The sequence below is a fragment of the Bradyrhizobium sp. LM2.9 genome, from assembly GCF_054056555.1.
This window is the reverse complement of sequence record NZ_JBSRYJ010000002.1, coordinates 4,448,844-4,473,514: the sequence shown is the minus strand read 5'-3', so window position 1 is coordinate 4,473,514 and position 24,671 is coordinate 4,448,844. Positions and strand designations below refer to the sequence as shown.

Sequence of the window (24,671 nt, the reverse complement as noted above, 5' to 3'; positions counted from 1 at the left end):
ATGCGGTCCGGCAGGCGCGTGAGTTGCTCGACCTCATGGGGTATTCTGAGCATCGAGCGGGTACTGGTGCGCGATCTGTCGTCGGGCCAGCGCCGCATCATCGAGATTGCGCGCGCCCTCGCTGTCCCCGCGAAGCTGCTGATGCTCGACGAGCCTGCTGTCGGTCTGACGACACTCGAGATCGAGCACCTCGACCAGATCCTCAAGCGGCTGGCGCTTGAAGGCATTTCGGTTCTGTTGGTCGAACATGTGCTCGATCTCGTGATGTCGGTCTCCGACAAGGTCGTGGTTCTGAGCTCGGGCGAGCGACTGGCGGTGGGGACACCGGCAGAGGTGCGGCAGGACCAAGCGGTACTTGAAGCCTATTTGGGATACAGCGAACTGTGTTGACTGTAGAGAACGTTTCGGCTGGTTATGGCAGCAACGAGGTCCTGCGCGGAGTCTCGCTGCGCGTTGATGACGGCGAGACCGTCGCCCTTCTCGGCGCCAATGGCAGCGGGAAGACGACCCTGATCAATGCGATCTCGGGCTTCCTCCCGGCGCGCGGACAGATCAAGCTGGACGAGGCGAACCTTGCCGGTCGCGCGCCGCATGCGACCTTCGCGCGCGGGGTCGTCCAGGTTTCGCAATCGCGCGATCTGTTCGGTCGATTGACGGTGCACGAGAACCTCCAGCTCGGCGGCATGCGCAAGCGCGAGGGCATCGACGCCGATGCGGCTAGAAAGCGCTATGCTTGGATCCTCGAGTTGTTTCCGCGTCTGGCTGAACGTCGAAATCAGCACGTTGCCACGCTCTCCGGCGGCGAGCAGCAGATGGTCGCAATCGGCCGTGCGCTGATGAGCTTTCCGCGCATCCTGTTGCTCGACGAGCCCTCGGGCGGACTTGCGCCGCAATTCGTCCAGGAGATTGGTCGAATCCTGCAGGCGTTGAAGCAGGAACGGTCGACGGTCCTGCTAGTGGAGCAGAACATCGGCTTGGCGGCGCTGACCTGCAACCGCTTCTATATTCTTCGCGCCGGTCGGATTGTGCACGAGGATGAGGGCAGCAAGCTCAAGGCCAACGCCGCCGATCTCGGACGCCGCTATTACCTCTGACACAGCTTGCGGCGCGCATTCGATATCAAAGAGGACGACCAATGAAGACGCAAAAACTCGGGGCCATCGAGATCAGCAAGATCGTTGAGCTTCCGGGGCTCGCGATGCCGGCCACCTCGCTGATGCCGAATGTCACGCCGGAGCTGCTGGCGGAGGGGCGCAGCTGGCTCGGCCCGCAATTCATCGATCGCGATGCTGAGGTCGTGTTCCTCAGCTTCCACAGCTATCTGGTGAAGACGCCGCGCCACAACATCCTGGTCGATACTTGCTGTGGAAACCACAAGTCTCGGGAGTCGATGCCAGCCTGGCACATGTTGAAAACGCCGTTTCTCGGCGATCTGGCCGCTCTGTCGATGCGCCCAGAGGATATCGATGTGGTGCTGTGCACGCATCTTCATGCCGACCATGTCGGCTGGAACACGAAGCTGCTCGATGGTCGTTGGGTGCCGACGTTTCCGAACGCCCGCTACATCATGGGCCAGCACGAATACGATCATTGGCATCGGCTGCATGCGGCGAATCCGCCGGTACCGATCACTCGCGGCTCGTTTGCCGACAGCGTGCTGCCGGTCGTGGAGAGTGGGCAGGCCGTAATGGTGCCGTCCGATTTCCGCATCGAGGCCGAGCTCGGCGAGGGGGTGTGGCTTGAGTCTTCGCCCGGGCACTCGCCGGGTCATGTTAGCGTTCACGTCATGGGCGGCGGCCATCATTGCCTGCTCACGGGTGATGCGATCCATCACCCGCTGCAGATGACCCATCCGGATCTGTCGATAGCCGCGGATTTCGATCGGGCACAGGCAGTCGACACCCGTCGCGACATCTTGCGGCGCTACGCGGAGACCCCGACGTTGGTGCTAACGGCTCATTTCCCCGACCCGACGGCCTGCCACATCGTCAAACATCGGGACGCATTCCGTATGGAGTTCGCAAATCTCTGACTAGGATGGTAAGGCATGAGTTCAGTCGATCACGAGAACAGGGCGATGTCCGGCGCAGAGATCACGGTCGCTCTGGGCGAGGACTATCCTGAACTGCGCCACGCGGTCAGACACATTTGTGGCAAGTTTCCGGGTGAGTATTGGCCGACTCTTGACAGCCGTAGCGGCTATCCCACGGAATTCGTCGCCGCCCTGATCGAGGCAATATTTCTCGGCGCGCTAATTCCCGAGTCTTATGGAGGTTCCGGCCTGCCGCTGCGGGCAGCGGCGGTGATCCTGGAAGAAATTAACGCTAGCGGATGCACAGCGAGCGCAGCACATGCGCAGATGTACATCATGGGAACGCTGCTGCGGCACGGCAGCGTCGAGCAGAAAGAGCGCTATCTGCCAGATATCGCATCTGGAAAGCTGCGGCTACAGGCCTTCGGTGTCACCGAACCGACCAGCGGCTCGGATACGACGCAACTCTGCACGCGAGCGGAGCGGAACGGCGATCATTACACCGTCAACGGTCAGAAGGTTTTTACCTCTCGAGCGCTCCATTCCGATCTTATGTTGTTACTGGCGCGCACGACGCCGCGTGATCAGGTCAAGAGCCGTACTGACGGAATATCGGTGTTTCCTCGTCGACTTGCGCCAGGCAAAGGGCAATGGGCTCAACATTCGACCTATCAAAGCGTTCATCAACCACAATACAACGGAAGTCTTCATCGAGAATCTGAAGGTACCTGCCGCCAACCTGATCGGCGAGGAAGGGAGGGGCTTTGGCTACATACTCGACGGCATGAATGCGGAAGGCATCTTGGTGGCCTCGGAATGCATCGGCGACGGGCGCTGGCTGCTTAAGAAGGGCGTCGCCTACGCCAACGAGCGTTCAGAGAATGTTGCGGCCTTCGCATCCCGAGCTGCAGAAAGGGAGGCCTAGATCAGGGTTGAACACCCGACGAACGCGATCGCCAGTAGAGCGCCTAAAAATAATGTCCGCATTTAACCCTCCTGATAGGACGTCGATGCCGTTCAGTCTTGAGACGACTTTGTTTCAGCGTTATTGCGTAGGAGGAAGAAACGGCTACATACACGCGGTCGTGATGCAGACCGCTCATGGCGTGGCGGCAAAACTGCTCGCGAAAGAAGGCCGCAGGGACCTACCCGGCCCTGCGGCCTGTCCGGGAAAATTGAGTGTTTACGTAATGATCACTTCCAGCCCGGTTGGCGGCGATGCTTCCAAAACTGGCGGTGACGTTGAGTCAGAAATCCTGTTCCGAGTCGGAACACATTGGAGTGTGGCGGCCACGGTACATTAGTGCACGTTTGCGGGAATTTAGATGGCCGCAATCTTAGCGTCGTTGGAAATGCGCGAGCGTTACAGCGAGGCCATTTTCAGAACCGATTATTTGGTACGACGTCGACATCAGCCAGTCGGGAATTCGAATTAGCGAGACTGACTAGGCTCGGCACACGTTTCGGCGGGGACCGTGTGCCGAGCCGACGACGGTCATAGTCCGAAGCGGGCAGCGGGCTCTCACAAGCGGACCGCTGCAGATGATGAGAACTCCCTACCAGACAAAGGCGCCTTTGCTGCAGGAAGCGAGCGCTCGGGCCGCGCGCCCGCCAGTACGCTACGCGGCAGGCAAGGCACATGGTCCGGGAAAACCGGCATCCCCGCATTAAGCGTAGGTGATCACGAAGCCCCTCACTGGGCAAAATGGGGGGTAAGTCCATCGCGCGGTTTCCCGCGGGGGGCTTCCAGACGCATTGTTCTTTTCCTGGACGGTTGCCAAGCCTCGACGGTCTGGCGCCTCGGCCTCAGCTTCCAAGCCTAGACTTGGAGCTGAGGCCGGTTTTGAGGTGCTGTGGAGATTACCCAAGGAACGTTAGTCGCGCAGTGCTGTTTGTCTCTCGGTATCTGCCATCCCCCGTGGATACCTCAAAAGGCTCCAGCCGTTCTCTGCCCCGGCTGGGGCCTTTCCTTTCGCGCATTCTAGCGCACGTCTAGACTGTCCTGCTGGGCCCGCGCGAGTGCCTTCGCCTGTTCCTCAGCGGAGGCGCTGTCCAGGATCTCCGGCCGCATATAGCGCACAACGGCTTGGGCTCCCTCGCGTAAGGCCCGAAGCAAAAAGAGAAAATAGTCTTCCGCCCTCTTGCCTCCTGACGCCGTTTTTTCCAGCCCACTTACCCGTTTTCTGACTGGAAACAGACCAGCTTGTAGGTGCATATTGGGCGGATGCAGGTGCCGTGCCCCAAATGCAAAGTGATCGTCGCCATTGGCGCCACCAAGTGGTTCTTTGACGGCGGCGAATGCAGGGAGCTTCGCGGTACTAATGCGGGCGATGCTAAGGAATATGAAAGTGCTCGGTCCTAATCGAGTTTCTAAGGCCGGGAAGAATGCCACCACGTAGCCGAGGGCCATAGCCTCCGGCGTGGGTTGCCCATGAGCGATGCGCCCACGAGCATCCTTTAGCTGCAGGCGGATGTCCCGTTCGATCGCTAAATCGGCAAGCTTCAGCAACAGCATGAGCATGACTACGTTCTGTTGTCCGTGGCTGATCGCATCGTCGAGCCGATAGGAATCGGCGGCCCGCTGCCAAAGACAAGGCTCTGCCTGCTGCCCAATTCATCTGTTCCGCCCTGAGGAACGATTGCATCAGCCCCGCTTTGGTCGTCCGCACCTTCAAGAATTTGATCGGCGTTTGCGATATTCGGCCGCCGACCGAAGGACCCGGTCAATGCGCATCCTTCTCGTCGGCGGTACGGGGCTTGTTGGATCGGCAATCCACGCCAGGCTGTCCGCCGAGGGGCATGAATGCGTATTGGTGTCGCGCAATCCGGACGCGGCGCCTGATACGCAACACGTCACCCTCGATGTTGCAAGGACCGCCGACGCTTCGAGATGGAAGGGCATTCTTGCCGGCGTCGATGCCGTCATCAATGCGGCGGGTGCCCTGCAGGGTCAGGACATGCAAGGGGTTCACGTCGCCGGCAGCGCAGCGCTTTATACGGCGTGCGAAAAGCGCGGGCGTCCGCCGGGTCATACTGTTCTCGGCGATCGGCATAGACCGGGATGCGCCCACTGATTTTTCTCGTACCAAGCGGGAAGGCGAAGCCGCCTTGATGGCCTCCGGCCTCGATTGGGTCGTACTGCGGCCTTCCGTGGTGGTGGGCCGGCCCGCCTATGGGGGCAGCGCACTATTGCGAGGTCTGGCATCACTACCGGTTCTACCGGTCATGCCCGACACGGCAGCTATTCAACCGGTATATCTCGACGATGTGGTAGAAACGGTTCTGTTCTTCCTGCAACCCGGCGCTCCTTCGCGCATTGCAGTTGATCTGGCCGGTCCACGGCGGATCGCGTTCAGCGACGCTGTCGCGCTGTTTCGCGCCTGGCTGCGCTGGAAGCCCGCTTACCGCCTGCACCTGCCTGGTTGGGCGGCTTCGGGCGCTTACCGGGCGGGGGACCTGGCCCAGATGCTGGGTTGGGGAACGCCCGTCAGTTCGACTGCAAAGGCGGAAATGCGGCGCGGCGCGACCGGCGATCCCGACCCCTGGCGTCAGCTTACCGGCTTGAGGCCGCGCGATCTTGAAGACGCGCTCGCACGCGAGCCCGCCTCGGTGCAGGAACGCTGGTTTGCCCGGCTATATGCGCTCAAGCCGCTGATATTCGGCGTCTTCGGCCTGTTCTGGATCGTCACAGGCATCATCTCGCTCGGCCCTGGCTGGGAAATTGGAATGTCCTTGCTACGGGAAGGCAGGGTGCCGGAAAAATTCGCTTCTCTCACCGTCATCGCGGGCGCGCTCGCCGACATCGGTATCGGCGTCGCGATTCTTTGGCGGCCTCTGAGCCGCTACGGGCTCTGGGCAGCACTGATCATCTCGCTAACCTACGTCGTGATCGGCACGGCGCTGGTGCCGCGGCTGTGGGCCGATCCGCTTGGGCCAATGCTGAAGATCTGGCCGGTTCTGATGCTCAATCTGGTTGCCATGGCGATCCGGGAGGATCGCTGATGTTCTATTTCCTTCTCAAGATGGTGCACATCATTGGTGCTGCCGTCCTGCTCGGTACTGGGGCTGGCATCGCCTTTTTCATGCTGGTGGCGCATCTGCGCGGTGACCCGCGCGAGATCGCGGGGGTAGCGCGGACGGTAGTACTGGCCGACTTCCTGTTTACGGCGAGTGCCGTGGTCCTGCAGCCGATCACCGGCACATGGCTCGCTTGGTCGAGCGGATATTCCCTTCGCGATGGGTGGATCGCGGCGTCCATCGCACTCTACTTGGTGACCGGCGCCTGCTGGCTACCGGTGGTGTGGATGCAGATGCAAATGCGCGATCTTGCCGTCCGTGCGGTAGAGACCAACGCCAAGCTGCCTGCCCGGTATTACCAACTCTTTCGATGGTGGTTCGCCTTTGGATTTCCGGCGTTCGCAGCCGTGCTGGTTATCTTCTGGCTGATGATCGCCCGCCCGCCTATTCCATACTGGGATTCGTAGACGGTCCTCATAAGAGGCTGACGTGCTCCACCAATCCCATCCTGGGCCTGGGGCTGCCCGGATCGAGGAGCGATGTTCGAGAACAGGCCAGTACGGGCGGCCGGTGCCGTCCGCATTCGGGCACGCTTGATCCAGACCAGGACACCGCCTGGCAAAGGCTGCGGAAGCAAAAACGCCGCCTGCTTAAATGGTCGCAGGCGGCGGCTTCCAGCCCCGGGAGGGAAATTGCAAAATCCCGATACCATGTGTCTGCACACGCTGTGCCAAGGTTCATTGTGCCGGGGCGGGACACCGGAGCCGGTTCGCTACGGCCCGGCAGGCACTGGCGCCCGGGCTCTCCTCCTTTTGGGTTTGTCTCGATGAACGTGACTCCCAACTGCTCGCCATTCACCCAAGCGAAAGCTCGCAGCGACGATAGGCCCAACCCTAGTGAGGAGAGCACCAGGAAGAATTCCTTGAGAGGAAGTCCTTGGACTGAACCCTCGACCAGCAGCTTCGCTCCGGTGTCCGAGACGTCCTTGAGCGTACAGGCACGTCGCCACGTCCCATCTATCGCCATCATGTCGGCAGTAATGGGCCTCTCGAATGACACTCGGTGCGTTGCTCTCTTGTCGGGGATCATTGGGCCCGCGCTCCATGTCTGAGAGCGAAGGCACGAGAGATGTCACTGCCTGTCCATCCGCAATCTTTCGCATCTACTTCAGATTGAACTCATGACGATCTGATTTTCAGTCGAGATCCCCATGAGCGTCAAAGCCATGATGGCGACGATCCTCCGGAGCCAACTGACGTTACACGGCGTGCATTCACTGAGGCCATCCGACTGGAGCGGCTGATCGAGCAAGCTCAGAGAGCTGGAGCTTAGTTTGGCTGCGCGAGAACTCGCTCAGAAGCAGGAGCCGTAGCGCCCCGCAAATCGTAACCGCCAGCAAAATTCTGCAGGCGGATGCGCGGCGCGTGAGCCCTCCGGCAAATATCTGCTGCGGGTCATTCGCGTCGATTTTGCCCGCGTCTTCTCGATGTCCGCTCTTGCCCCCACTGCCGACGTGCCGGACACGATGGCAATCTTCGCCTTCGGGCCAGTTCCGACCCCGATGACAGACCCGCACCGGGGCGCCCAACCAGCTACTGTGCTTTAAGTCAGTTCATCGAGAATTGCCTTGCCCTCAATGAAATCTCGCGTGTCCAAGCCTTCGGCGAAGCTGCCGAGCACCGGCGCCAGCGGGGTACGGGCCTCGTTAACCCTGCCTGCCTCGCGCCGTAGCCGGGCGAGCCCCGTCGCCGCGCGTAGCTCCCACATGCGCGCCGACTGCGCGGTCGCAAGCGCGAGCGCTCGCTCGAATTTCAGTTCAGCGCTGACCTTATCCCCCTTCGCTAGCGCGAGCTCGGCCGCAAGCCGATGCAACTCCGCCTCATACCAGCCCTCGTCCGTGGCCCGCGACTAGGCGTAGGGCCTCGTCGAGTTGTCCTCCGCCTCCGGCCACCGACCCGCCCGCAGACAGGTTTCGGCCAGGATCGCTCTCTTGTAAGGATGCTCGACCTTCTGCTCCGTTGCGGCGAGCTTTGCCAGCGCATCATGCATCAAGTCGATGCCGTCTCCCGGCGCGCCACGACTGGCCCGCGTCCAGCCATCGAAAAGACGGGCGACCGCGTGGAACACGACGATCCCTCTCTTCGCTGCAAGGTCGACCAGCGTAGCAATATTCGCCTCCACCGCCGCCCAATCCCGCACATGTGATGCAGATAGCAACCGTTGCTAAGTACCATCGCGTAGTAGAACTCTGAGCCGCCCCTAGAGGCGGCAACGGCTTCTCCCGCTAAGGCATGCCCCTGGTTCGGAAATCCTAGCGCGAACATGGTCCATGCCAGATATGTCAGCGGGAAGGTGGGATACTGGCCGTGCGAGTAACGATTGACGCGCCCGCGGTCTACGCCATCGACGCGCGAATCTTCCAGGTGCTGGCGAGCGCGAACAAGATCACCCAACAAGAATGCTGTGCTACCAATCAGGTACTCTGCCACGTTCAGCGCTGAATCATTATGGTCATGCTGCGCAATCTCCATGAACTCGCTCGCATAGCGTTCAGCATCGTGCAGCTTCGGCCGGTTGAAGGCACCGACAAACTGTCCATATATGACTTCCAGCAGCCGATCGGCGTCGCCAACCTCTTCGCATAGTGCGCGAGCCCGCTTATAGGTGAGCTCAGTCTGCAGTGAGCCCGAGCCACGGATGGCCCGGTACACCGCGCCAGCAGTTCGGGCTGCGCTTCTGCAATCTCTGGAAATTGCTGCTCAAGTACGTCGGCGGTCTGCGCATGCAGTTGCTTTCTGAAGGTCAAGAGTAAGGTTCCGTAGGTGGCGTCCTGCACCAGCGCGTGCTTGAAGACGTAGCTGGTTTGAGGGCGAGCCACGGCGGAACAGCAGTCCCGCCTGAACCAACGCATCCAAGGCCCCGGTCAGTGCGTCCAGGTTCGGTGGCAAGACAGCTGTCAAGAGGGCCTCGCTAAATTCGCGGCCCAACACCGCCGCCACTTGCGCGACTTCCTTCGTTCCGGCCGTCCGGTCCAGCCGCGCAACCGGTCACGTCCGGTCTACCACGACAACCTGACGATGTCAGAGCCGGTCTGGGCTTCGCGTTCGGGCCAAGAACAGACCTCGCGCGTCCGATTGGTGCCAGAAGGCCACCGACCGGCTTCGCGGTCCGAATCTGCATAGGCAGCCGCCCAAGCCCCGGCTAATGTCTCGGCCTGAAATCGGACGTCACCCAGGAGCAAGTGGAGTAATCGCGGTGCAATAAGGGCTTAACAGATTGGACGCTGCAGGGGCATCAATGAATTCACCTTCGCAACCGAATGCTAAGCCGCCACCATCCCTGACGGGATCAAGCGCTCACGAGCCAAATCCATCCGAATCGTCGGATCTGAAAGGCGCGCGTATCCTCTTGGTCGAGGATTCCTGGCACGTCGGCAGCGCCATCAAGCGTCTACTTCGCGCATTGGGAGCTGATGTGGCCGGCCCGGCTGCCACCATTCCGGATGGCGATCGCTTGGTTGCCGAGCGCACTCCCGACGTGGCCATCGTCGACATCAATCTGCGAGGCGGCGAGCGGGCCAACGACCTGATTGATCGGCTGCACAAAATGCGCATTCCGGTCGTCGTCATCACGGGTTACTCGGCCGTTTCTCTACCTTCCGGACAAGCAGAGGTCATTCTGCAGAAACCCGTCAGCGTTGAAACGTTTCTGGGAGTCTTGCGCCCGATCATTGCCCGGCAAAGGGATCGATAGGGAGCCATCTCACGCCACGTCGGCTGTATCCGTCTTGAGGGGAATCTCGATTGTGCAAGACACGCCATCCGATGAAAACGCGAGGTCGACCGTACCGCCGAGCTCGTGAGGGATGAGATCGCAAATAAGGCTGGTTCCGTAGCCGTATTGAGACGGAGCCGATGTTGGCGGACCACCCGCCTCGCGCCAAACGATTATCAGCACTGCCGCCGCTTCGCCGCTATTCCGGCATTCCCAGCTAACGGACACCCGGCCCTCCGGGACCGACAGTGCGCCGTATTTGGAGGCGTTCGTTACAAGCTCGTGCAGCACCATCGCCAGGGCTTCGCTTGCCGCGGCGGTGAGCGCGACTTCGGGCCCCCAGGCTGTCGTATTCGCCTTCGTCGAATAGGGAGCCAATTGATGGCGCACAATATCTGCGACGCATACGCCCTGCCAATTGACCTGGCTCAATAACGCGTGCGCAACTGCCATGCTTTGGATACGCTGATCGAGGGCTTGGACAAACTCGTCCATCGTGCTGCTGCCCTGTCGCGTATACATGGCAACCACGGCAACGCGGGCAAGCACGTTCTTGACGCGGTGGTCAAGCTCGGCGACCAGCAGGCGCTGGTGCTCATCAGCTCGCTTGCGTTCCGTAATGTCAAGGGTCAGGCCCTTGATGCGTATGCACTTCCCGGCTGGGTCGAACTCGGCCGTTGCTGTTTCCTCGAGCCACATTTCCTGGCCGTCCGGCCGCATCACGCGAAAATCGACCGCATACGAAGGCTTGTCGGGCCGGACACTTTTCACCTGCGCTTTGAAGCTTGCGCGGTCATCCGGATGGATCAGCTCAAGAAAGCGAGCTGTCGTTAGGGGTTCTTGCGGGTCGTACCCAAGAAGCTTCGCGGCGTTCTCGCTGTGATGCGATAAATCCGTGCAGGCATCCCATTCGAAGGCCATCACTGCTCCCGCCGCCAAGGCGTCTTCCAGTCGGGCCGCCACCTCACTGAGCGCCGCCTCTTGCTGACGCCGCTCTGCGAACAGCGCGGAAAGAACCAGGGTGCAGAGCGAGGTCGTCAGGATACCAGCTTGAGCACCCAGGATGCGGTCGTCGATCGGGAGATCGGGGTCACCGAAATATCCAATGCCAAAGATTGTTGTCCACACGATCGTCAGCGCAATGATGAATGCGGCTGCGGCGGCGAACGCCGGCTGGCAGCGGGCCGCCAGCCAGAGCAGCAGTGGAAACAACAGGGCGATGGGGACCACAGTCACAAGGGACACGCGCGGTAGAAAGATAGCAATGGTGCTCGTCATCGTGATCGCAGCGAGCGCTACGGCGCCTTCGACGGCCTCCTTCGGCGGCGGACGGCCGCTTGCGGCCGCAGCTCCGATCAGCAGCGGCGCGACCGTCACAATGCCGAGCGCGTCGGATGCGAACCAGTGCTGCCAGATCGTCAGACTCGGTGCAGCGGAGAAGTGGAACAACTTGAAACCCAGAGTCCCACCTATCCCGGAGATAGCACTGGAAAACGCCGCAGCTGCGAGCAATCCCAGGACCCGGCGCAGCCGGTCGAGGGCGAACCTCGAGCCAAATTGACGCTCGATAAAGCCAGCCGCAAGCAACGCTTCACCAGCATTGCACAAGGCGAATGCTGCGGCGCCCGCGAAAGTCCTGTCGCCCAATAAGTTGGCCACAATCGTTGCCGCGGCCGCTCCGATTGCCACCGGCCATTTATAACGAGGACCAAGGGCTATCAGGGCGCCGGCGGCAACGCCGGAGGCCGGCCAGAACACGGCTACGCCGTCGGGCTTTGTCAGCAGATAAAGACTAAGTCGCGCCCCCAGGAAATATGCGATCCCTACCGCCAGAGCGACGCCGATCGCCGTCAGCTCCACGCGCTTGCCGGTCAAGACAGCCTCCCTCGGGATCCCAGTCTTGCCCATCAAAGCACGGGGGACAATCGTCAGCTAGAGCGCGGGACGCAATACAAGCAATGTCCGTCTTGGGTCAAAGTGCGAAGAACTCAACCTGAGCAGATCTGGTCCGCGTGCGTCGGTGAGCGGACCTCTTGGAACGCCGCCGCTACTCGCCGATGGGCCACAAGGTGTTGCTGCCGCGGCCCACGCTGGTTTGGCGACCGTCACCCTCATGAGCGCGATGATTGATCTTTGGAAGAATGGTCGCGAGGAGGTCTGACTTGGCGACGGAAGCCCGCGGGCCGTGACGTGCCGAGTCGGCCGACATCATTGGATCGCGGCATACAAATTCATTCCCGGCTCCATGACGTCTCCCTGCAGGCGCGCGCCGCCCGTGGGGTGGGCATTTTTGTTTTGAGCCGCTGTGACGCCGCGGCCTTGCCGGCCGGGGAGAACACTAAGAGCCGGAGGCCGCGGAGTCTATTGCTTGCAGATATGTAGTTCTATTTCCATACGGCGCTAGATTGTCTCGAGTAGGGGCGCCATGTTTCTGGTCCATCAAGATACCTGTCGTCGGCTAATCGGAATTATTTCCACATGTGCAGATGACAAATTCCAGCATCAAATCGGCCAAGCGGATATTCGAAGTCCTCGAGTACTTCGAGGATGTGAAACGCCCGATCTCGCTGAAGGAAGTCGCGAAGAAGTGCGACTATCCCACGTCCAGCGCTGCGGCGTTGCTGAAGAGCATGGCGACGCTGGGATACCTGTTCTACGACAGCTACAATCGCACCTACATGCCGACGATGCGCATCGCCCAGATGGGCCGATGGCTGGACACCGGGCTATTCGGGGACAGCGCCATCCTTGCGCTAGTCGATTTCGTCCATGAGAAGCTCGACGAGCTCGTCAGCATCAGCACGCAATCCGATCTGCATGCTCAATACATTCACGCTCTGCAAACCAGCAAGCGCTTGCGCTTCGAAGTCAAGCCCGGCGATGTCCGGCCGCTTGCGATCAGCGGAATCGGGCGAACGCTGCTCAGCGGTCATACCGACGTCGAGATTGAACGACTTCTGCGCCGCATCAATGCCGCTTGCCCGCAGGAAGAGCACTTCGAACTGAGAGCGCTGATGAAGATCGTCAACGGCATCCGGCGCGACGGCTACATGTTTTCACAACACATCGTCGCCCAGGACGCACGGGTGATTGCAGTCCTGCTGCCAAAGCGCGATTTCGGACGCGACCTGGTTCTTGGCGTCGGCGGCCCTGTATCCCGTCTCGACGAGCGACAGGACGAAATTTTGGCCTGTATTCGCGAAGGCATCGCGCGGTTACTGACGTGACGTCAGGCGTTTGGCAGAACAAAGTGCGCCCCAAAACCGCAGATGAAACTTTGCCGACCTTCATGGCCCGGCGCTCAGGGGCACCAACGGAGCAGCCGCTTTCGTCGCCACCTGCACATGGCATCGTCCTCGCCCCCCTTGTCAGGCAAGGCAGATTGAGCCGATTGAGGCCCGCGAGCACGGCGATCCACGAGACGCCTGCGATAAGACTTGCCGACAAGAACAGGATCGGCTCCCACGCGAGCCCGAAAAGCACCAGACTCACAGCCGTGCCGATCTCCCAGACACGAGCGTGTCGGCTCCGATTTTTGCTTTCAGCCATGGCAGTACAAAAGCACCGCCCACCGCACCGACGCCGATTGCACCCAGCAAGGCATGATCAGGATTTCGTGCAGCACGGGCCTGCTCTGAAGTAGCGAAAAAGAAACGATTGAAGCAGCTGCAATGAACACAGTGCTGAGCGTTGTCCCGAGCTTCGGCGCGCTGTACTACGGCTCACATTCACGTCAAACAGCTGCCGGACTTATGGGTCGAAGCGAAGAGACCGATCGCCTGCGGCAATGCCAGACTGGCCATCCTGCTCGATGTAACATGCCGCGCATGCTCTTGCTCAGTTTGTAGCCGCGTGGCGCTCGACTCTTTCGCTCGAACGACCCTCCTTTCTTCCCGTTTGAACATTTCGTGTTGCACAGGTGTTGTGCGGTTTCGTCGCAATGTTTTCGGCGAGATGAACTCCTATAGTCATAGTGCCATGGCATATGTCGTTGACATTGATACGCGCACCGCGCGTTTTGGACTTCACGCCGGCCGCCTCCAAACGGGCGGTTAGCCGGACGGTGTTCGCGCCGTCCGGGCTCTTTTCCAGTTTCGTGACCTCCACCCAAGAGGTCGTCTTGAAGCAGAAGGAGTGCGCCGTGCTGCCTCTTCCAAAAATTGCACTAACCTCATCAGACTATCCGCGGCTCGAACAACTCGCCCGTCTTGCCATCCAAATCGGAGACCCGGACGGGATCTTTCTCATGGGTGAGATTAACCGAGCCGACATCGTGCCGGACGAGTGTGGTAACGTCCGTTCGCTCGTGACCATCGGATCATGGGTCACCCATTGCACGAATTGGGGCGTTCCGCGTCGCACCGTGCAATTGGTCTGGCCCGAGGAGTGCTGGTCGGAGCCCGCCTGCATTTCGGTGTTAACACCGCTGGGTGCGGCTTTGATCGGACTGCAGGTCGGCGATCAAATGCCGTATTTCGTCGCCGGATGCCCGAATGTTGTCAGGGTCCAAAACGTAACCCAGTCGGATTCGAATGTAGTCCGACTCTTCCGGGGAGGGGCGAGGCGGTCGGGCAAGCCGTTCGATGACGACCCCGGACCAACCGCAGCATAGGAGCGATCAATGCGCAATTTCGAAGCTGAAAGCCGGCGAGAACAGCCGGCGTTGCCGCCGATCAAGATCACTGAGGACGAATCACGGCGTCTCAGTTCCTTGGCCAACTCGAGCATGGATCTGTTTCCGCGAGTCGCCCATTTTCTGGCTCGAGAAATGGAACGTGCCACGGTGACGGACGAGACCAACTTGCGAGGCGTGATCAGGATGGGGTCGAAAGTGACCTATCGCGATGACGAGACAGGTGCGAGCCGGGAGATCGTGCTGGTCTATCCGCATGAGGCAAACATCGAGCTCAATCGGATCTCGGTCCTGACGCCTGTTGGAGCGGCCTTGATCGGCCTATCGCCGGGGCAGCGGATCGACTTCGAGACACCCCACAAGCGTACCAGGGGCCTGACCGTTCTCGCTGTTTCCCAATAGGGCGCATACGCCAGGTGCGCCTTGCGTATACAGTGAGCAAGATTTGCCCGCCAAAGATCGCCGTGTCTTGATTTAGTGACAAACCGGAATAGGCTCGCGAGCCAACTCTTAGTTCCAAGCCTGACCGAAGCCGACAATGGGACTTTGGCGAATGATCGCTTGGCGCCACAAGCGTCTTCGGTGCGACGTGGCGCTATATGGCGTCACAATGGGAGACCGGCCCTATTCGCGTTTCTTCGTCTGGCCTTGAGCAGCGAAGAGACCTCGCCTCATATCATTTCGGTGCTGTGTGACCGACCGGATGAAGCTTAGTTGGAGGAAGCACTGTGAACGCAAACTGGCCAGACATCCCGTTCGAGCAGTGGCGCGAGACATGTTCCGCGCTCCATATCTATTCGCAGATCGTGGGTAAGTACCGACTTGCACGAACGCCTTGGCTCAACCATTCCTGGCATGCGACCCTATACGTCAATACACGCGGCTTGACGACTTCGCTGGTACCGGACGGGGCCGGCACTGAGATCACCCTTGATCTCCGGAAACATGTCGTCATCGGAGAAGCAGCAGACGGGCGGAGAGCTGAGCTTCCGTTAGGACCAATGTCCGTGGCTGACTTCTATGTACATTTCCTCGAACTCGTTCGGGGAATTGGGGGCACGCCGGAGCTTCACGACCGACCCAACGAGGTGTCAGCGCCCATCCCCTTTCGTGATGATCGGCAAACCAGGCCCTACGATGCTGCAGCCGTGACAAGGTTCTTCGAGGCGCTGGTGCTCGCCAACAATGTGTTCACCCGATTTCGAACCGGCTTCATCGGAAAGGCTAGTCCGGTTCATCTCTTTTGGGGCAGCTTTGATCTAGCGGTCACGCGCTTCTCCGGACGCCGCGCGCCCCTACATCCGGGTGGCATTCCGGCTTTGCCGGACGAGGTGACCCAAGAGGCATACAGTCATGAAGTCTCGTCGGCGGGTTTTTGGCCGGGCGGCGGCAGCACGGATTTTGCGGCCTTTTATTCCTATGCCTATCCCGCTCCTGCAGATTTTGCGGAGGCTAAGGTGATGCCCGATGGGGCGTACTTCGACCCGAAGCTCGGGGAATTTCTTCTGCCTTACGATGTCGTCAGACAATCGGCTGACCCAGAAGTAGCGCTGACGGCCTTCCTGGAGAGCACGTATGTCGCTGCAGCCGACCTCGGTCATTGGGATCGTATGGCCCTCGATTGTCCCACCGGGGAGCTCCGCCGACCGCGACCATTGAGCTAAGCGGCCCGACGGCGCGCCGACGAGGTGCTTGAACAGCTTGGTCGCCATGTCGGCTTTCCGCCCCCAGCGGCAAGTGCCGCAAGGCTCCTAAAGTCTGTTTAAGGGGATATAGCGGACTAGATTTGCTCGCGTTGAGTTCTTCGCATTTTGACGCGAAGCAGGCGAACTTGGGAAGGTGCACGACCCCCCGAACCGCCGAGCCGAGCCGAATACTGAGCACAGCGCAACGGCGTTCGCGGTGACCTCTTAGCCGGTATTCTTGACCGCCTCAGCCAGTATCTCGTAAAGCTGCCGCTTGCTGAATCGGTTGGGCTGCTGCCTCTCCGCTGCGTTCCGCGACACCTTCTTTGCGACTGGACGGGCGCAAGCTGCCGACGACGTCGCCCTCAGCTTGGGGTCGGCCTTATCTTGGGCCTTGCCGTGGGCGGCTTGTGACCGCGCTTCAGGCCCTGACGGGTCAGCATGCCGCAGACCGCGTTACGACTGCACCCGAGCCGCCGCGCTATCTGCGCCGCGCTATGTCCTGCGGACCAGAGCCTGGTCAGGAGCCCTATGTCTTTCGCATCCCAGCCCATGGGGGATATTATAGCACCGACGGCCGATCACGCGTCAATCTAGTCTTCGTCCGGCTCGCGCACGACCGCCGGTTCGTCAGCGCCGTCTTCGTCATCTTCATCCTCCTCATCCTCCTCATCCTCTTCATCAGGATCTCTTGGCGGCTTCGCGCTGCCCATAAGCACGAGCGGTGTCCAGCAGATCGCTGTGTTGGAAGCTTCGAAGGTGTGTTGCTTCATGTCGTTGCTGCTCCTCGAAAAGCATCCTCGGTGAATTCCTGACCGGCGGCACGCGCAAATCCAGGACGCGACTGTCGCCAACGCGAGGGTGACATCAGGTCGATGACATGAGCAAGGGCAGCACCGCGACGCAACTGGCGACGCTACTTGACGCCCGAAAACCCATTAGACTCTATGTCAACCAAAAGCTCGCCGCTGGTGATTTCGGGAACCCCAAGATCGAGGTCATGCAGACTTGCCTGAACAAACGCCAGTATCTTGGCGTTTGCTACGTTGGCGCTTTCGCGGTCATCGAATATCATCACGGCGACGCCGACACCGTCACCCGCATCCAGCACATGGTAAGATCTAAATCCCTCCGATTGCCTCAGGATCTCACCGACGCCGCTCTTGGCGCGACGAGCGGCGTCCGCTACCGAACGAACATTCGTGTATTTGCGAATGACCATGTACATGGGTCCACCACGCGCCATACGCTCCCCCGCATCAGAGCATATCGGACCCAGTCGGAGCAGTGCAACTTCCGGGATAGGCCACAGCGCCCGGTTGGGCGGACCGCGCAACGCGTGTTTTCCAATGAGCCATCCTCGCCCGCAAGGGCGAGGTGCTTGAGGCTCAGGTGCCTTCGAACTTGAACGAGACGTTGAGCTTGGTGCGATAGGCCTCGACTTTTCCCTTGTCGTCCAGTTGCATATCGAGCTTGACCACCTCTGCAATGCGAAGATCCCGGAGGGATTTAGCAGCTTGCTCGACCGCATTGGCAGCCGCCTTCTCCCACGAGTCGGTGCTGGTGCCGACCAGCTCAATGACCTTGTAGACGCTATCGGGCATGTCGTCCTCCTATTCGGGGTAGGGGTCGGAAATCTAGCATCTGGATCGCGACGCTGAAACGTGTCGGCGATGTCGCGGAAAAGGTCCGATTGGCTGTCGCTTTTCCTGAAGACTCGGGCGGCCCCGTCGGGAGATGCGGTCGCATTTTCAACCCGAACGGACGCGCACATGGAATCTCCTTCCTGCCAGTAGGCTTCTGAATATAATTTTGCCAGCCGATGTCGTCATTGCGGCCAAAGGTTTTGACCCATGAAGCGATGGCACCGCGTCAGCGCGAGGCATGATGGCCGCTAATGGAATGGTCCGGCCGTGCTCCGGCCCTGCCAGCAGGACAAGCTGGCAAGGGGCGCCCAAGAAGGAGCACGCCATGTCTCAGAAACTCGACACTTCGCCCGCCGTCATCGGCATCGATATCGGCAAGAACTCGTTCCACATCATTGGCCAGAATCAGCGCGGCGGCATCGTGCTGCGGCAGAAGTGGTCGCGCGGCCAGGTGGAAACGCGGCTCGCCAACCGGCCGCCGTGTTTGATCGGCATGGAGGCCTGCGTCGGCGCGCATCACCTCAGTCGCAAGCTGCAAATGTTTGGCCACGACGCCCGCTTGATGCCGGCGAAATACGTGCGCCCCTATTCGAAGGGACAGAAGAATGACTTCCGAGATGCGGAAGCCATCGCCGAGGCGGTCCAACGCCCGACCATGAAGTTCGTCGCAACCAAGACCGCCGACCAGCTCGACCTGCAGGCGCTGCACCGCGTGCGCGAGCGATCAGTCGGTCAGCGCACCGGCGTCATCAATCAGATCCGTGCGTTCCTGCTGGAGCGGGGCATCGCGCTGCGGCAAGGCCTGCGCTCCCTCCGGTCCGAGTTGCCGGGTATCCTCGCGACGCGCACCGATGTGCTCTCGCCTCGCATGTTGCGCATCATCGAGGATCTGGCGGGCGACTGGCGCCGGCTGGATGAGCGGATCGAGGGGTTAACTAGCGAGATCGAAACGTTGGCCCGTCAAGATAAGGCCTGCGAGCGACTGATGACGGTACCCGGCATTGGCCCGCTCATCTCGAGCGCGATGGTGGCCGCGATCGGCACTGGAGACGTGTTCTCGAAAGGCCGCGACTTCGGCGCCTGGCTTGGACTGGTGCCGAAGCAGATCTCGACCGGCGACCGCACGATCCTCGGCAAGATATCAAGGCGCGGCAATCGGCGCGCGCTGTTTGTGCAGGCCGCGTGGGTTGTGCTGGTCAAGGTCAAGGGTTGGGAGCGCTATGGCCTCAAATCTTGGATCGAAGCCGCCAAGAAACGATTGCACCACAACGTGCTGGCGATTGCGCTCGCCAACAACTCGCCCGCATCGCCTGGGCGGTTCTCAACAAGGGGCGCGCCTTCGAGTGCGTCAAGACCGATGAGATGGCGTCCCGACCTGCTTGATCCTCGCGCCGTGCTCGGGGCTGTCAAGGCACAGCCTGGCAGCGGTAGAGCAAGACGTCAGGACAGCACGACGGCCGGCCTTGACGGCCCTTGCGCGCGGCGCGTCGGCGCGCGCAGGCCGGGACGAAGGAACGGCCGCCAGGCACGAACAAAGGAACAGTGCGACGTGAGGAGCGTTCGATGACGTAACAACATCCCTTACCCGCCGAGGTCTGCGAGAGGAATGAGACAACGATGGAGGATCGGTCTTCCCGGCGCATGCGAACACTGGTGACCCGAATGGCCCGTTCGAGGCCTGTCCGCTAATTAGCTCGAATGCGCGCTGATATCCATGATGGCCCGGAGCACAACACGCTCCAATCAGAGGCCGGATACATTGATGCAAGACCGCATCTGCCAGGTTGACGAAACCTCTTGCAACGCGCGGCCGGACCATACATCGGGTCACAAGCCGCCGAACTGGCGCCCGGCTGCAAACTTCCGGTCTGCCGTCATGAGCCGACATGGATCGACGCTGCGTCAGCGGAAGCGATGGCCCAACTCCGGACGTCACGGCGCACCTACCTGATTGCGTTCGGCGGCTGCACCACAGCGCCCCAGCGGCCGGTCAAGATCGAACCGGCTGCCCGATTCCAAGAAGGTTGCCTTCGCTATCGCGGAACCAAGCGCCTCGCTCACCGATACCCTTACTGGCGTAATTTCCGGCTATGTCGGCGATACCGTCGACGGTCTTCAGGCCAGGCAAATCATACGTCTCGAACTTGACTCCCCGCGCGCGAAGCTCACGCACCGTTGCCTCGATGTCCTCAACCTCCCAGCCCATCTGCGTGTGGGTGCCAGATTGCACTCCGGCTGAGGCGAATATTGCAAACTCGCCGCCCGCGCAGACGTAGCGGAGCCCGCCATCCCGCTGTTTGACCGGATCAAGCCCGAGTTTTTCCGAATAGAACGCCCGCGCCCGATTCAGGTCCCTGGCTGGAAGCCGGCTTGCCACTTTGGCGTTCGTCAGCATGCCCTCTCTCCTCCTAAGTCTTGGGCTCGTTCGGCTCCCGACTCATGTGCACGAGAGACAGAGAGCCCCGAATGTTTCGCTGCAGTAGAAGCGTCCACGAATTCGCTCAGAGCAATGACTGGATGGCTCAAAAGCGTCGGCGTGGCGCTCAGCAGTAAACGTCCGGTTCGCCGCTGCAAACCGAGATTTGGCTACACAGCCCCGAAGGAAGCGATGGCCGAAATGGCGACATTCGCGCCGTGGCAGGGGCGCCATCAAATCAAGAAACGATGAGCGCCCCTATGCAATTGTCCTACTTGGGGGGCGGCTTGTCGTAGAGCGGTTTGCCCTTATCGACGATGTGCACCGTCAGCAGCTTCACCGCCCTATCACCAACGACCTTGAAAGACCCGTGCGGAGTATCCCGAATATTTACGGCAGCAATGCCGGTTGGGAAGGGCACTTGTTTGCCATCCGGAAGTTCAATGGTACCACCTTCTAAAACGTAAAATGACTCTTCTCCATGATGGATATGGAGCGTTGAGGTGTCGCCGGGCTTGATCTCCGAGATGCTGGTGATGACCTCCATATTTGTACCGGTCAAATCTGCTCGCTTTAATTCCTTCCGAAATGGCGAGTCTTGGGCGTTTGCTGCGAATGTGAAAAGTGACGCAACTAGAATTCCGAGTAATAACTTCATCATTATCCTCCCCAGTTAACGAAATCTGCAAATCGAGCAGCCACCGGATTAGGCCCGAGGAGTGGCATGCAGCTCAAGGTTTATCGTTCTTGCAATGCAGTACGGACGACTAGTGGTTCTCCCGTCCGCTAAGGGTCACGAGCCGCCTATCACGCTCAAGGCGGGAGACTTCCGCTTTGCCTAGCATTCCCACTGGCCAACGCATCCCCACGGCGACGAGCCCGGCGAAGGCGCGGTAATCAGCCATGACGCGCAACGGCCCCCAGTCCTTGCGCTTGGTCGCTTGTGGAGCTACTCGCCTTCGGCAACGGAATCGTCGGGACTGAGTAAGCTCAGCGCGGTCTCGATCCTCGCGAGAATTCGCTCGATCTCGTCGCGCTCGTTCGGGCCAGGATTTTTCTCGAGCTGCGCCATCAGCTGTTGCTTCTGAGCGAGCAGCTTGGCGACGGTCGACATCGTGCCTCCCTCGGTTCGGTGTCCTGCAAAAGGGGGGCAGCACCGCCGAGGCTCGCGCCAGCAGCCTACTCTCAGAAGATTCCGAGAAGGGTGAACACCGCGACCTCACCTACGAAGGCGACCGTCATGACCGAAACCGTGAGAACCACGTCGCCTATCGGCATTTGGGCCATTGGCTGCTCCCTCTCGCTTGAATGCCCCTATGCTGAATTCATGAAGGCTTGAAAAGGTTTCGGTTCCCGCAGCCAGGTTCCGTGGTCTAACCTGTGCAAGGCAGGACGTTCGAACCTGGGACCGCTCATGCGGGTCCTCGATGTGTCATGCTGGTGCGTGACAGCGGCTGGCCTGGCCGTCGTGGTTGCCGTCATTACCCTGCTCTGATTCAAGCAACGCCGTCGTCATCAATCAGGCGTGAGCCGAGCCGATTCAGAAGCTGGGAGATGGCCGTGACCAACTGCGTCGGCGCGAACGGCTTTTCGATCAGGATGCTGTTGGGAACGCCTTGCGACTTCCACTCCTCGGCATGGCCGCCCGTCATGTAGACGACGGGAAACTCGAGATCGATTTCGCGGATTTTCCGGGCGAGGACCCAGCCATTCAGCCTAAAGCGGTGGTCGCGACAGCGGGAAAGTGCCTCCTCGCCCGACTGAGAGATGTCGGCCTCGAAGCCGCCGTCCGATAAAGCTTCCCGGGCAAATTCCTGGATCATGGACTCGCCTCGACAACCATGATGCGTATGGGATTGTCACTCGCGGCTCCGTTGCCGACAATCAACGCGAATAGGACTGCCCGCGGGCGCTGTCGGGGGTCTGATCACCGGCATTATCTTGAGATCGCTTGGCTCGATCCTTCAGATCGGCAGTCTTCTCGACCAGACCAGCCGCGACCCCCGGATCAGCGACCCTCTTCGCGAACTTGAGCAGGGTCGCAGCCTGCCGGTTAAATACTCGCGTCCCACCACGTCTCCACCAAGCAGAACAGCGCCGCCGGCCCAAAGTGAAAGTACAAGCCCAGCCATTCGTTCCGAGAAATGTCCAAAAGTGAACATTCGCGCCGAACGCTTCCCTGACCTGAATGTTGGCAACCACGTGGAGGATAGCTGGCATCAATGAGGAATCCGGTCCGGCCAAACAACCCGCACAGCCGCACGATCGCCGCCGAGATCGGCGAACGCCTGCGGCAGACACTCGAGGTGGAGAGGGAACTTCCGCCCTCACTGAAGTCACTGCTCGAACGACTGCGCGCGTCCGAAGACGCTTCGCGGAAGCGCCGGAACTAACGAGGACGCGCCTTCACGCGAACGCGCAGTCCCGGATTGAGCCGCTCGTACACGATCTCGCCCTCGAGCTGCTGGGCCATAAGCTGGACGATTCGTGCGCCCAGTCCGCCAGGATCCGTATCCTTCGACAGCCCCACCCCATTGTCGCAGACCGATAGATCCAGTCCGCCGCGCGTCGCGAGCGTGACCATGACATGCCCCGGCCTGTCGTGAGGGAATGCATACTTGAGGAGCACGCTCTGGCCGCCGAGGAGTCCGTCCTGTTGTTGAGAGGTGCAGCGAGGCGCAGCTGAGATCTGGTGCTGCGCGGTCGGGCGCTAGGCGGGAGTGGCTCGCGCAGGGCCGCGTTTGGCCGAGTGAATACCGGAGGAGCGGCGCCGCTCTAAGCGCAGTGAAGCCCGCCCGACGTCACCTCATCCGGTTGATGAAGCGCTTCGGCGCGAGCGGCTCCCCGCTGGATCTCGGTGGCATGCCGAGCGACTCGCCGAAGCCAGCAGCATCAGAAAGAGCGCCCGAGTGGCATGGTACCTAGCAGCCGCCCGGGTGGATTCCGAGCCCTGCATGATCGGGTGCCCATCGCTCGTGCAGAGACACCATCTGCATGCCCGGCGGCGCGGCCTGAGGTGGATTTCGAAAAGCTGCAATTCGTACGGCATTCCCGGTGTCCCACTTACTGCATTGTCTTTGCAGCAGGCTGCAGGTTCAAGTGTTCATGAAAAAGGGTTTGAAAGCTCGAATTCTTGGATATAGCCTCTCTCCGTCGGAGCTCACGTTCTTGCCGCAACGCAGAATGCGAGTGAGCGGCGGGCCAAGGCCGCCCCGTACCCAAACTCCATCTTTGACCAACCATTCGCATGCGGGAGTGGTGCTTCCGCTGGGATTATGCGGGCTGCCAACATGCCATCTTCGCCCAATAAGATTGCTCTGTTCATCGACGGCGCCAATCTTCACGCGACGTCCCGAAGCCTTGGCTTCGACATCGACTACAAGCGCCTTCTGAAGGAATTCCAGCGCCGAGGTATCCTGCTGCGCGCCTTCTACTACTCGGCCGTCATCGAGGATCAGGAATTCTCCTCGATCCGGCCGTTGCTCGATTGGCTTGACTACAACGGCTACACCGTCGTGACCAAACCGACGAAGGAATTCGTTGACTCGTCCGGACGGCGCAAGGTCAAAGGCAATATGGACGTCGAACTAGCGGTGCATGCCATGGAGCTGGCCGGCGAGGTCGACGAAATGGTTCTGTTTTCGGGCGATGGCGATTTCCGTTCGCTGGTGGAGGCGGTGCAGCGCCGAGGCGTGCGGGTGACCGTGGTCTCGACCATGGCGACCCAGCCGCCAATGGTTGCGGACGAGCTCCGGCGGCAGGCGGACGTCTTCACCGACCTGGTGGAGCTGCGACTCGAGATCGGCCGGGACCTGTCTGCGCGCCCACTACCTCGGGGGAGCGCGGCGATGTTCGTGGGCCGCCGCTGCGGCGCGCCACCACGGCGGCTCCGCGTCCAGAGCCGGACGAACTCATTCCGTAGCTCATCGAGCGCAACCGCTCGGGGCGCGAGTTCGGCTTGCCGGCATTCGGTCATGAGTTTGCGACGTCGATCATGAACTCCGCCGAAGGCCAGGCGCTCCCGTGGGAGAGATCGACCGCGCGACCGGGACCTCTGGTGCAGACCGCCCGGTTTCGTCCAGATTAGCCTTCCTCATGAAGAGAATCGTCTTAGCTCCAAGATTGTGCTATGTTTGGAATATCGCAGGATCCTTCATCGGCGCGCTGACGGCTGAGAGATCCGCGCGCTCCCGCCTAAATACAGGAGGGGCGCTTGGTCTCTTCATTCAATTCCAGCACCAACAATCCGATAATCCGCAAGCCTCAAACTGTTCTTTCTCTCCCGGATGAAGAACGAGCAGCGATACTGGTGCTCCCTCTCGACGAGAGAGAGGTTCGTGCGCGCACCGGGAAATCTTGCGCGGGGGAGACCGTCCGACCCGGTCTTTCGTCATTCTGGAAGGCGTGGCTTGTGCGTTTAAGTTGACCGGTGAGGCGAAGAGGCAGATCCTCGCATGCCCGACCTACA

General features: G+C 60.6%; 27 protein-coding genes and 4 pseudogenes. 17 read left to right on the top strand and 14 right to left on the bottom strand.

The window, feature by feature from the left end:
* The first annotated feature begins 66 nt into the window (after positions 1-66).
* The 4 genes and pseudogenes from ACVWW3_RS23375 to ACVWW3_RS23360 form a co-directional block, all read left to right on the top strand.
* The gene (locus tag ACVWW3_RS23375; RefSeq protein ID WP_456672146.1) at positions 67-390 is read left to right on the top strand and encodes an ABC transporter ATP-binding protein C-terminal domain-containing protein; all 324 of its coding nucleotides are present in this window, start codon (positions 67-69) and stop codon (positions 388-390) included.
* Positions 384-1,094, top strand: coding sequence for an ABC transporter ATP-binding protein (locus tag ACVWW3_RS23370; protein ID WP_456648503.1), 711 nt, complete (start codon positions 384-386; stop codon positions 1,092-1,094). The genes ACVWW3_RS23375 and ACVWW3_RS23370 overlap by 7 nt, the downstream gene beginning before the upstream one ends.
* 104 nt (positions 1,095-1,198) lie before the next feature.
* Positions 1,199-2,032, top strand: a complete 834-nt coding sequence (locus ACVWW3_RS23365; protein ID WP_456648504.1) for an MBL fold metallo-hydrolase — start codon at positions 1,199-1,201, stop codon at positions 2,030-2,032.
* A 45-nt stretch (positions 2,033-2,077) separates the two neighbouring features.
* A pseudogene (locus tag ACVWW3_RS23360) lies at positions 2,078-2,909 on the top strand (acyl-CoA dehydrogenase family protein); the annotation flags it as partial.
* Between the two features lie 1,104 nt (positions 2,910-4,013).
* On the opposite strand, the gene ACVWW3_RS23355 reads toward ACVWW3_RS23360, so the two are convergent.
* Positions 4,014-4,553, bottom strand: coding sequence for a hypothetical protein (locus ACVWW3_RS23355; protein WP_456648505.1), 540 nt, complete (start codon positions 4,551-4,553; stop codon positions 4,014-4,016).
* A gap of 205 nt (positions 4,554-4,758) precedes the next feature.
* Between ACVWW3_RS23355 and ACVWW3_RS23350 the strand changes: the two genes are divergently transcribed.
* The 4 genes and pseudogenes from ACVWW3_RS23350 to ACVWW3_RS23335 all read left to right on the top strand — a co-directional run bounded on the left by ACVWW3_RS23350 (position 4,759) and on the right by ACVWW3_RS23335 (position 6,516).
* Positions 4,759-5,106, top strand: a complete 348-nt coding sequence (locus ACVWW3_RS23350) for an NAD-dependent epimerase/dehydratase family protein (protein WP_456672145.1) — start codon at positions 4,759-4,761, stop codon at positions 5,104-5,106.
* Positions 5,078-5,140: pseudogene (locus tag ACVWW3_RS23345) on the top strand (hypothetical protein); the annotation flags it as partial. The gene ACVWW3_RS23350 and the pseudogene ACVWW3_RS23345, both read left to right, overlap by 29 nt.
* A 3-nt stretch (positions 5,141-5,143) precedes the next feature.
* A complete protein-coding gene (locus tag ACVWW3_RS23340) occupies positions 5,144-6,034 on the top strand; it encodes an SDR family oxidoreductase (protein WP_456672420.1) in 891 nt (296 codons plus the stop codon).
* Positions 6,034-6,516, top strand: a complete 483-nt coding sequence (locus tag ACVWW3_RS23335) for a DUF2269 family protein (protein WP_456648507.1) — start codon at positions 6,034-6,036, stop codon at positions 6,514-6,516. The genes ACVWW3_RS23340 and ACVWW3_RS23335 overlap by 1 nt, the downstream gene beginning before the upstream one ends.
* Positions 6,517-6,859: 343 nt before the next feature.
* Here the strand turns inward: ACVWW3_RS23335 and ACVWW3_RS23330 are convergent.
* From ACVWW3_RS23330 to ACVWW3_RS23320, 3 genes and pseudogenes are all read right to left on the bottom strand, one after another.
* Positions 6,860-7,138 (bottom strand): annotated as a pseudogene (locus ACVWW3_RS23330) (PilZ domain-containing protein); the annotation flags it as partial.
* A gap of 513 nt (positions 7,139-7,651) precedes the next feature.
* Entirely contained in the window at positions 7,652-7,921 is a 270-nt protein-coding gene (locus ACVWW3_RS23325) for a hypothetical protein (protein WP_456648508.1), read from the bottom strand.
* Positions 7,922-7,957: 36 nt separating this feature from the next.
* Entirely contained in the window at positions 7,958-8,230 is a 273-nt protein-coding gene (locus tag ACVWW3_RS23320; protein ID WP_456648509.1) for a hypothetical protein, read from the bottom strand.
* Positions 8,231-8,415: 185 nt separating this feature from the next.
* On the opposite strand from ACVWW3_RS23320, the gene ACVWW3_RS23315 reads away from it, so the two are divergent.
* From ACVWW3_RS23315 to ACVWW3_RS23305, 3 genes are all read left to right on the top strand, one after another.
* Complete coding sequence (locus ACVWW3_RS23315) at positions 8,416-8,550, top strand: hypothetical protein (RefSeq protein ID WP_456672144.1); 135 nt, start codon at positions 8,416-8,418, stop codon at positions 8,548-8,550.
* A gap of 12 nt (positions 8,551-8,562) precedes the next feature.
* Positions 8,563-8,694, top strand: coding sequence for a hypothetical protein (locus tag ACVWW3_RS23310; RefSeq protein WP_456648510.1), 132 nt, complete (start codon positions 8,563-8,565; stop codon positions 8,692-8,694).
* Between the two features lie 763 nt (positions 8,695-9,457).
* Entirely contained in the window at positions 9,458-9,802 is a 345-nt protein-coding gene (locus ACVWW3_RS23305; protein ID WP_456648511.1) for a hypothetical protein, read from the top strand.
* Between the two features lie 9 nt (positions 9,803-9,811).
* Here the strand turns inward: ACVWW3_RS23305 and ACVWW3_RS23300 are convergent, their stop codons facing one another.
* On the bottom strand, positions 9,812-11,698 hold the full coding sequence (locus ACVWW3_RS23300) for an MASE1 domain-containing protein (RefSeq protein WP_456648512.1): 1,887 nt from the start codon (positions 11,696-11,698) through the stop codon (positions 9,812-9,814).
* A gap of 611 nt (positions 11,699-12,309) precedes the next feature.
* Between ACVWW3_RS23300 and ACVWW3_RS23295 the strand changes: the two genes are divergently transcribed.
* From ACVWW3_RS23295 to ACVWW3_RS23280, 4 genes are all read left to right on the top strand, one after another.
* Positions 12,310-13,050, top strand: a complete 741-nt coding sequence (locus ACVWW3_RS23295; protein WP_456648513.1) for an IclR family transcriptional regulator — start codon at positions 12,310-12,312, stop codon at positions 13,048-13,050.
* An 893-nt stretch (positions 13,051-13,943) separates the two neighbouring features.
* Positions 13,944-14,435: a GreA/GreB family elongation factor gene (locus ACVWW3_RS23290; RefSeq protein WP_456648514.1), complete on the top strand. Its 492-nt coding sequence runs from the start codon at positions 13,944-13,946 to the stop codon at positions 14,433-14,435.
* 9 nt (positions 14,436-14,444) lie between these two features.
* On the top strand, positions 14,445-14,858 hold the full coding sequence (rnk, locus tag ACVWW3_RS23285; RefSeq protein WP_456648515.1) for a nucleoside diphosphate kinase regulator: 414 nt from the start codon (positions 14,445-14,447) through the stop codon (positions 14,856-14,858).
* Between the two features lie 326 nt (positions 14,859-15,184).
* Positions 15,185-16,120 (top strand): DUF5996 family protein, encoded by a 936-nt coding sequence (locus tag ACVWW3_RS23280; RefSeq protein WP_456648516.1) that lies wholly within the window; start codon positions 15,185-15,187, stop codon positions 16,118-16,120.
* Between the two features lie 386 nt (positions 16,121-16,506).
* Here ACVWW3_RS23280 and ACVWW3_RS23275 read toward each other — a convergent pair whose 3' ends face one another.
* The 4 genes from ACVWW3_RS23275 to ACVWW3_RS23260 form a co-directional block, all read right to left on the bottom strand.
* Positions 16,507-16,695 (bottom strand): GcrA family cell cycle regulator, encoded by a 189-nt coding sequence (locus ACVWW3_RS23275; RefSeq protein WP_456648517.1) that lies wholly within the window; start codon positions 16,693-16,695, stop codon positions 16,507-16,509.
* A gap of 39 nt (positions 16,696-16,734) precedes the next feature.
* On the bottom strand, positions 16,735-16,914 hold the full coding sequence (locus tag ACVWW3_RS23270; protein ID WP_456648518.1) for a hypothetical protein: 180 nt from the start codon (positions 16,912-16,914) through the stop codon (positions 16,735-16,737).
* 143 nt (positions 16,915-17,057) lie between these two features.
* The gene (locus tag ACVWW3_RS23265) at positions 17,058-17,369 is read right to left on the bottom strand and encodes a hypothetical protein (RefSeq protein WP_456648519.1); all 312 of its coding nucleotides are present in this window, start codon (positions 17,367-17,369) and stop codon (positions 17,058-17,060) included.
* A 160-nt stretch (positions 17,370-17,529) separates the two neighbouring features.
* Positions 17,530-17,745: a dodecin family protein gene (locus ACVWW3_RS23260; protein WP_009859447.1), complete on the bottom strand. Its 216-nt coding sequence runs from the start codon at positions 17,743-17,745 to the stop codon at positions 17,530-17,532.
* 367 nt (positions 17,746-18,112) lie between these two features.
* Between ACVWW3_RS23260 and ACVWW3_RS23255 the strand changes: the two are divergent.
* Positions 18,113-19,170: pseudogene (locus tag ACVWW3_RS23255) on the top strand (IS110 family RNA-guided transposase).
* Between the two features lie 607 nt (positions 19,171-19,777).
* On the opposite strand, the gene ACVWW3_RS23250 reads toward ACVWW3_RS23255, so the two are convergent.
* The 5 genes from ACVWW3_RS23250 to ACVWW3_RS23230 form a co-directional block, all read right to left on the bottom strand.
* Complete coding sequence (locus ACVWW3_RS23250) at positions 19,778-20,182, bottom strand: VOC family protein (RefSeq protein ID WP_456648520.1); 405 nt, start codon at positions 20,180-20,182, stop codon at positions 19,778-19,780.
* 292 nt (positions 20,183-20,474) lie between these two features.
* Complete coding sequence (locus ACVWW3_RS23245) at positions 20,475-20,861, bottom strand: cupin domain-containing protein (RefSeq protein WP_456648521.1); 387 nt, start codon at positions 20,859-20,861, stop codon at positions 20,475-20,477.
* Between the two features lie 291 nt (positions 20,862-21,152).
* Positions 21,153-21,317 carry a hypothetical protein gene (locus ACVWW3_RS23240; RefSeq protein ID WP_456648522.1) on the bottom strand — a complete coding sequence of 55 codons (165 nt, stop codon included), beginning with the start codon at positions 21,315-21,317 and terminating at the stop codon, positions 21,153-21,155.
* Between the two features lie 382 nt (positions 21,318-21,699).
* Positions 21,700-22,026, bottom strand: a complete 327-nt coding sequence (locus ACVWW3_RS23235) for a response regulator (RefSeq protein WP_456648523.1) — start codon at positions 22,024-22,026, stop codon at positions 21,700-21,702.
* Positions 22,027-22,592: 566 nt separating this feature from the next.
* Positions 22,593-22,787 (bottom strand): hypothetical protein, encoded by a 195-nt coding sequence (locus ACVWW3_RS23230; protein WP_456648524.1) that lies wholly within the window; start codon positions 22,785-22,787, stop codon positions 22,593-22,595.
* A 706-nt stretch (positions 22,788-23,493) separates the two neighbouring features.
* On the opposite strand from ACVWW3_RS23230, the gene ACVWW3_RS23225 reads away from it, so the two are divergent.
* Positions 23,494-24,201 (top strand): LabA-like NYN domain-containing protein, encoded by a 708-nt coding sequence (locus ACVWW3_RS23225; RefSeq protein ID WP_456672143.1) that lies wholly within the window; start codon positions 23,494-23,496, stop codon positions 24,199-24,201.
* Positions 24,202-24,671 lie beyond the last annotated feature (470 nt).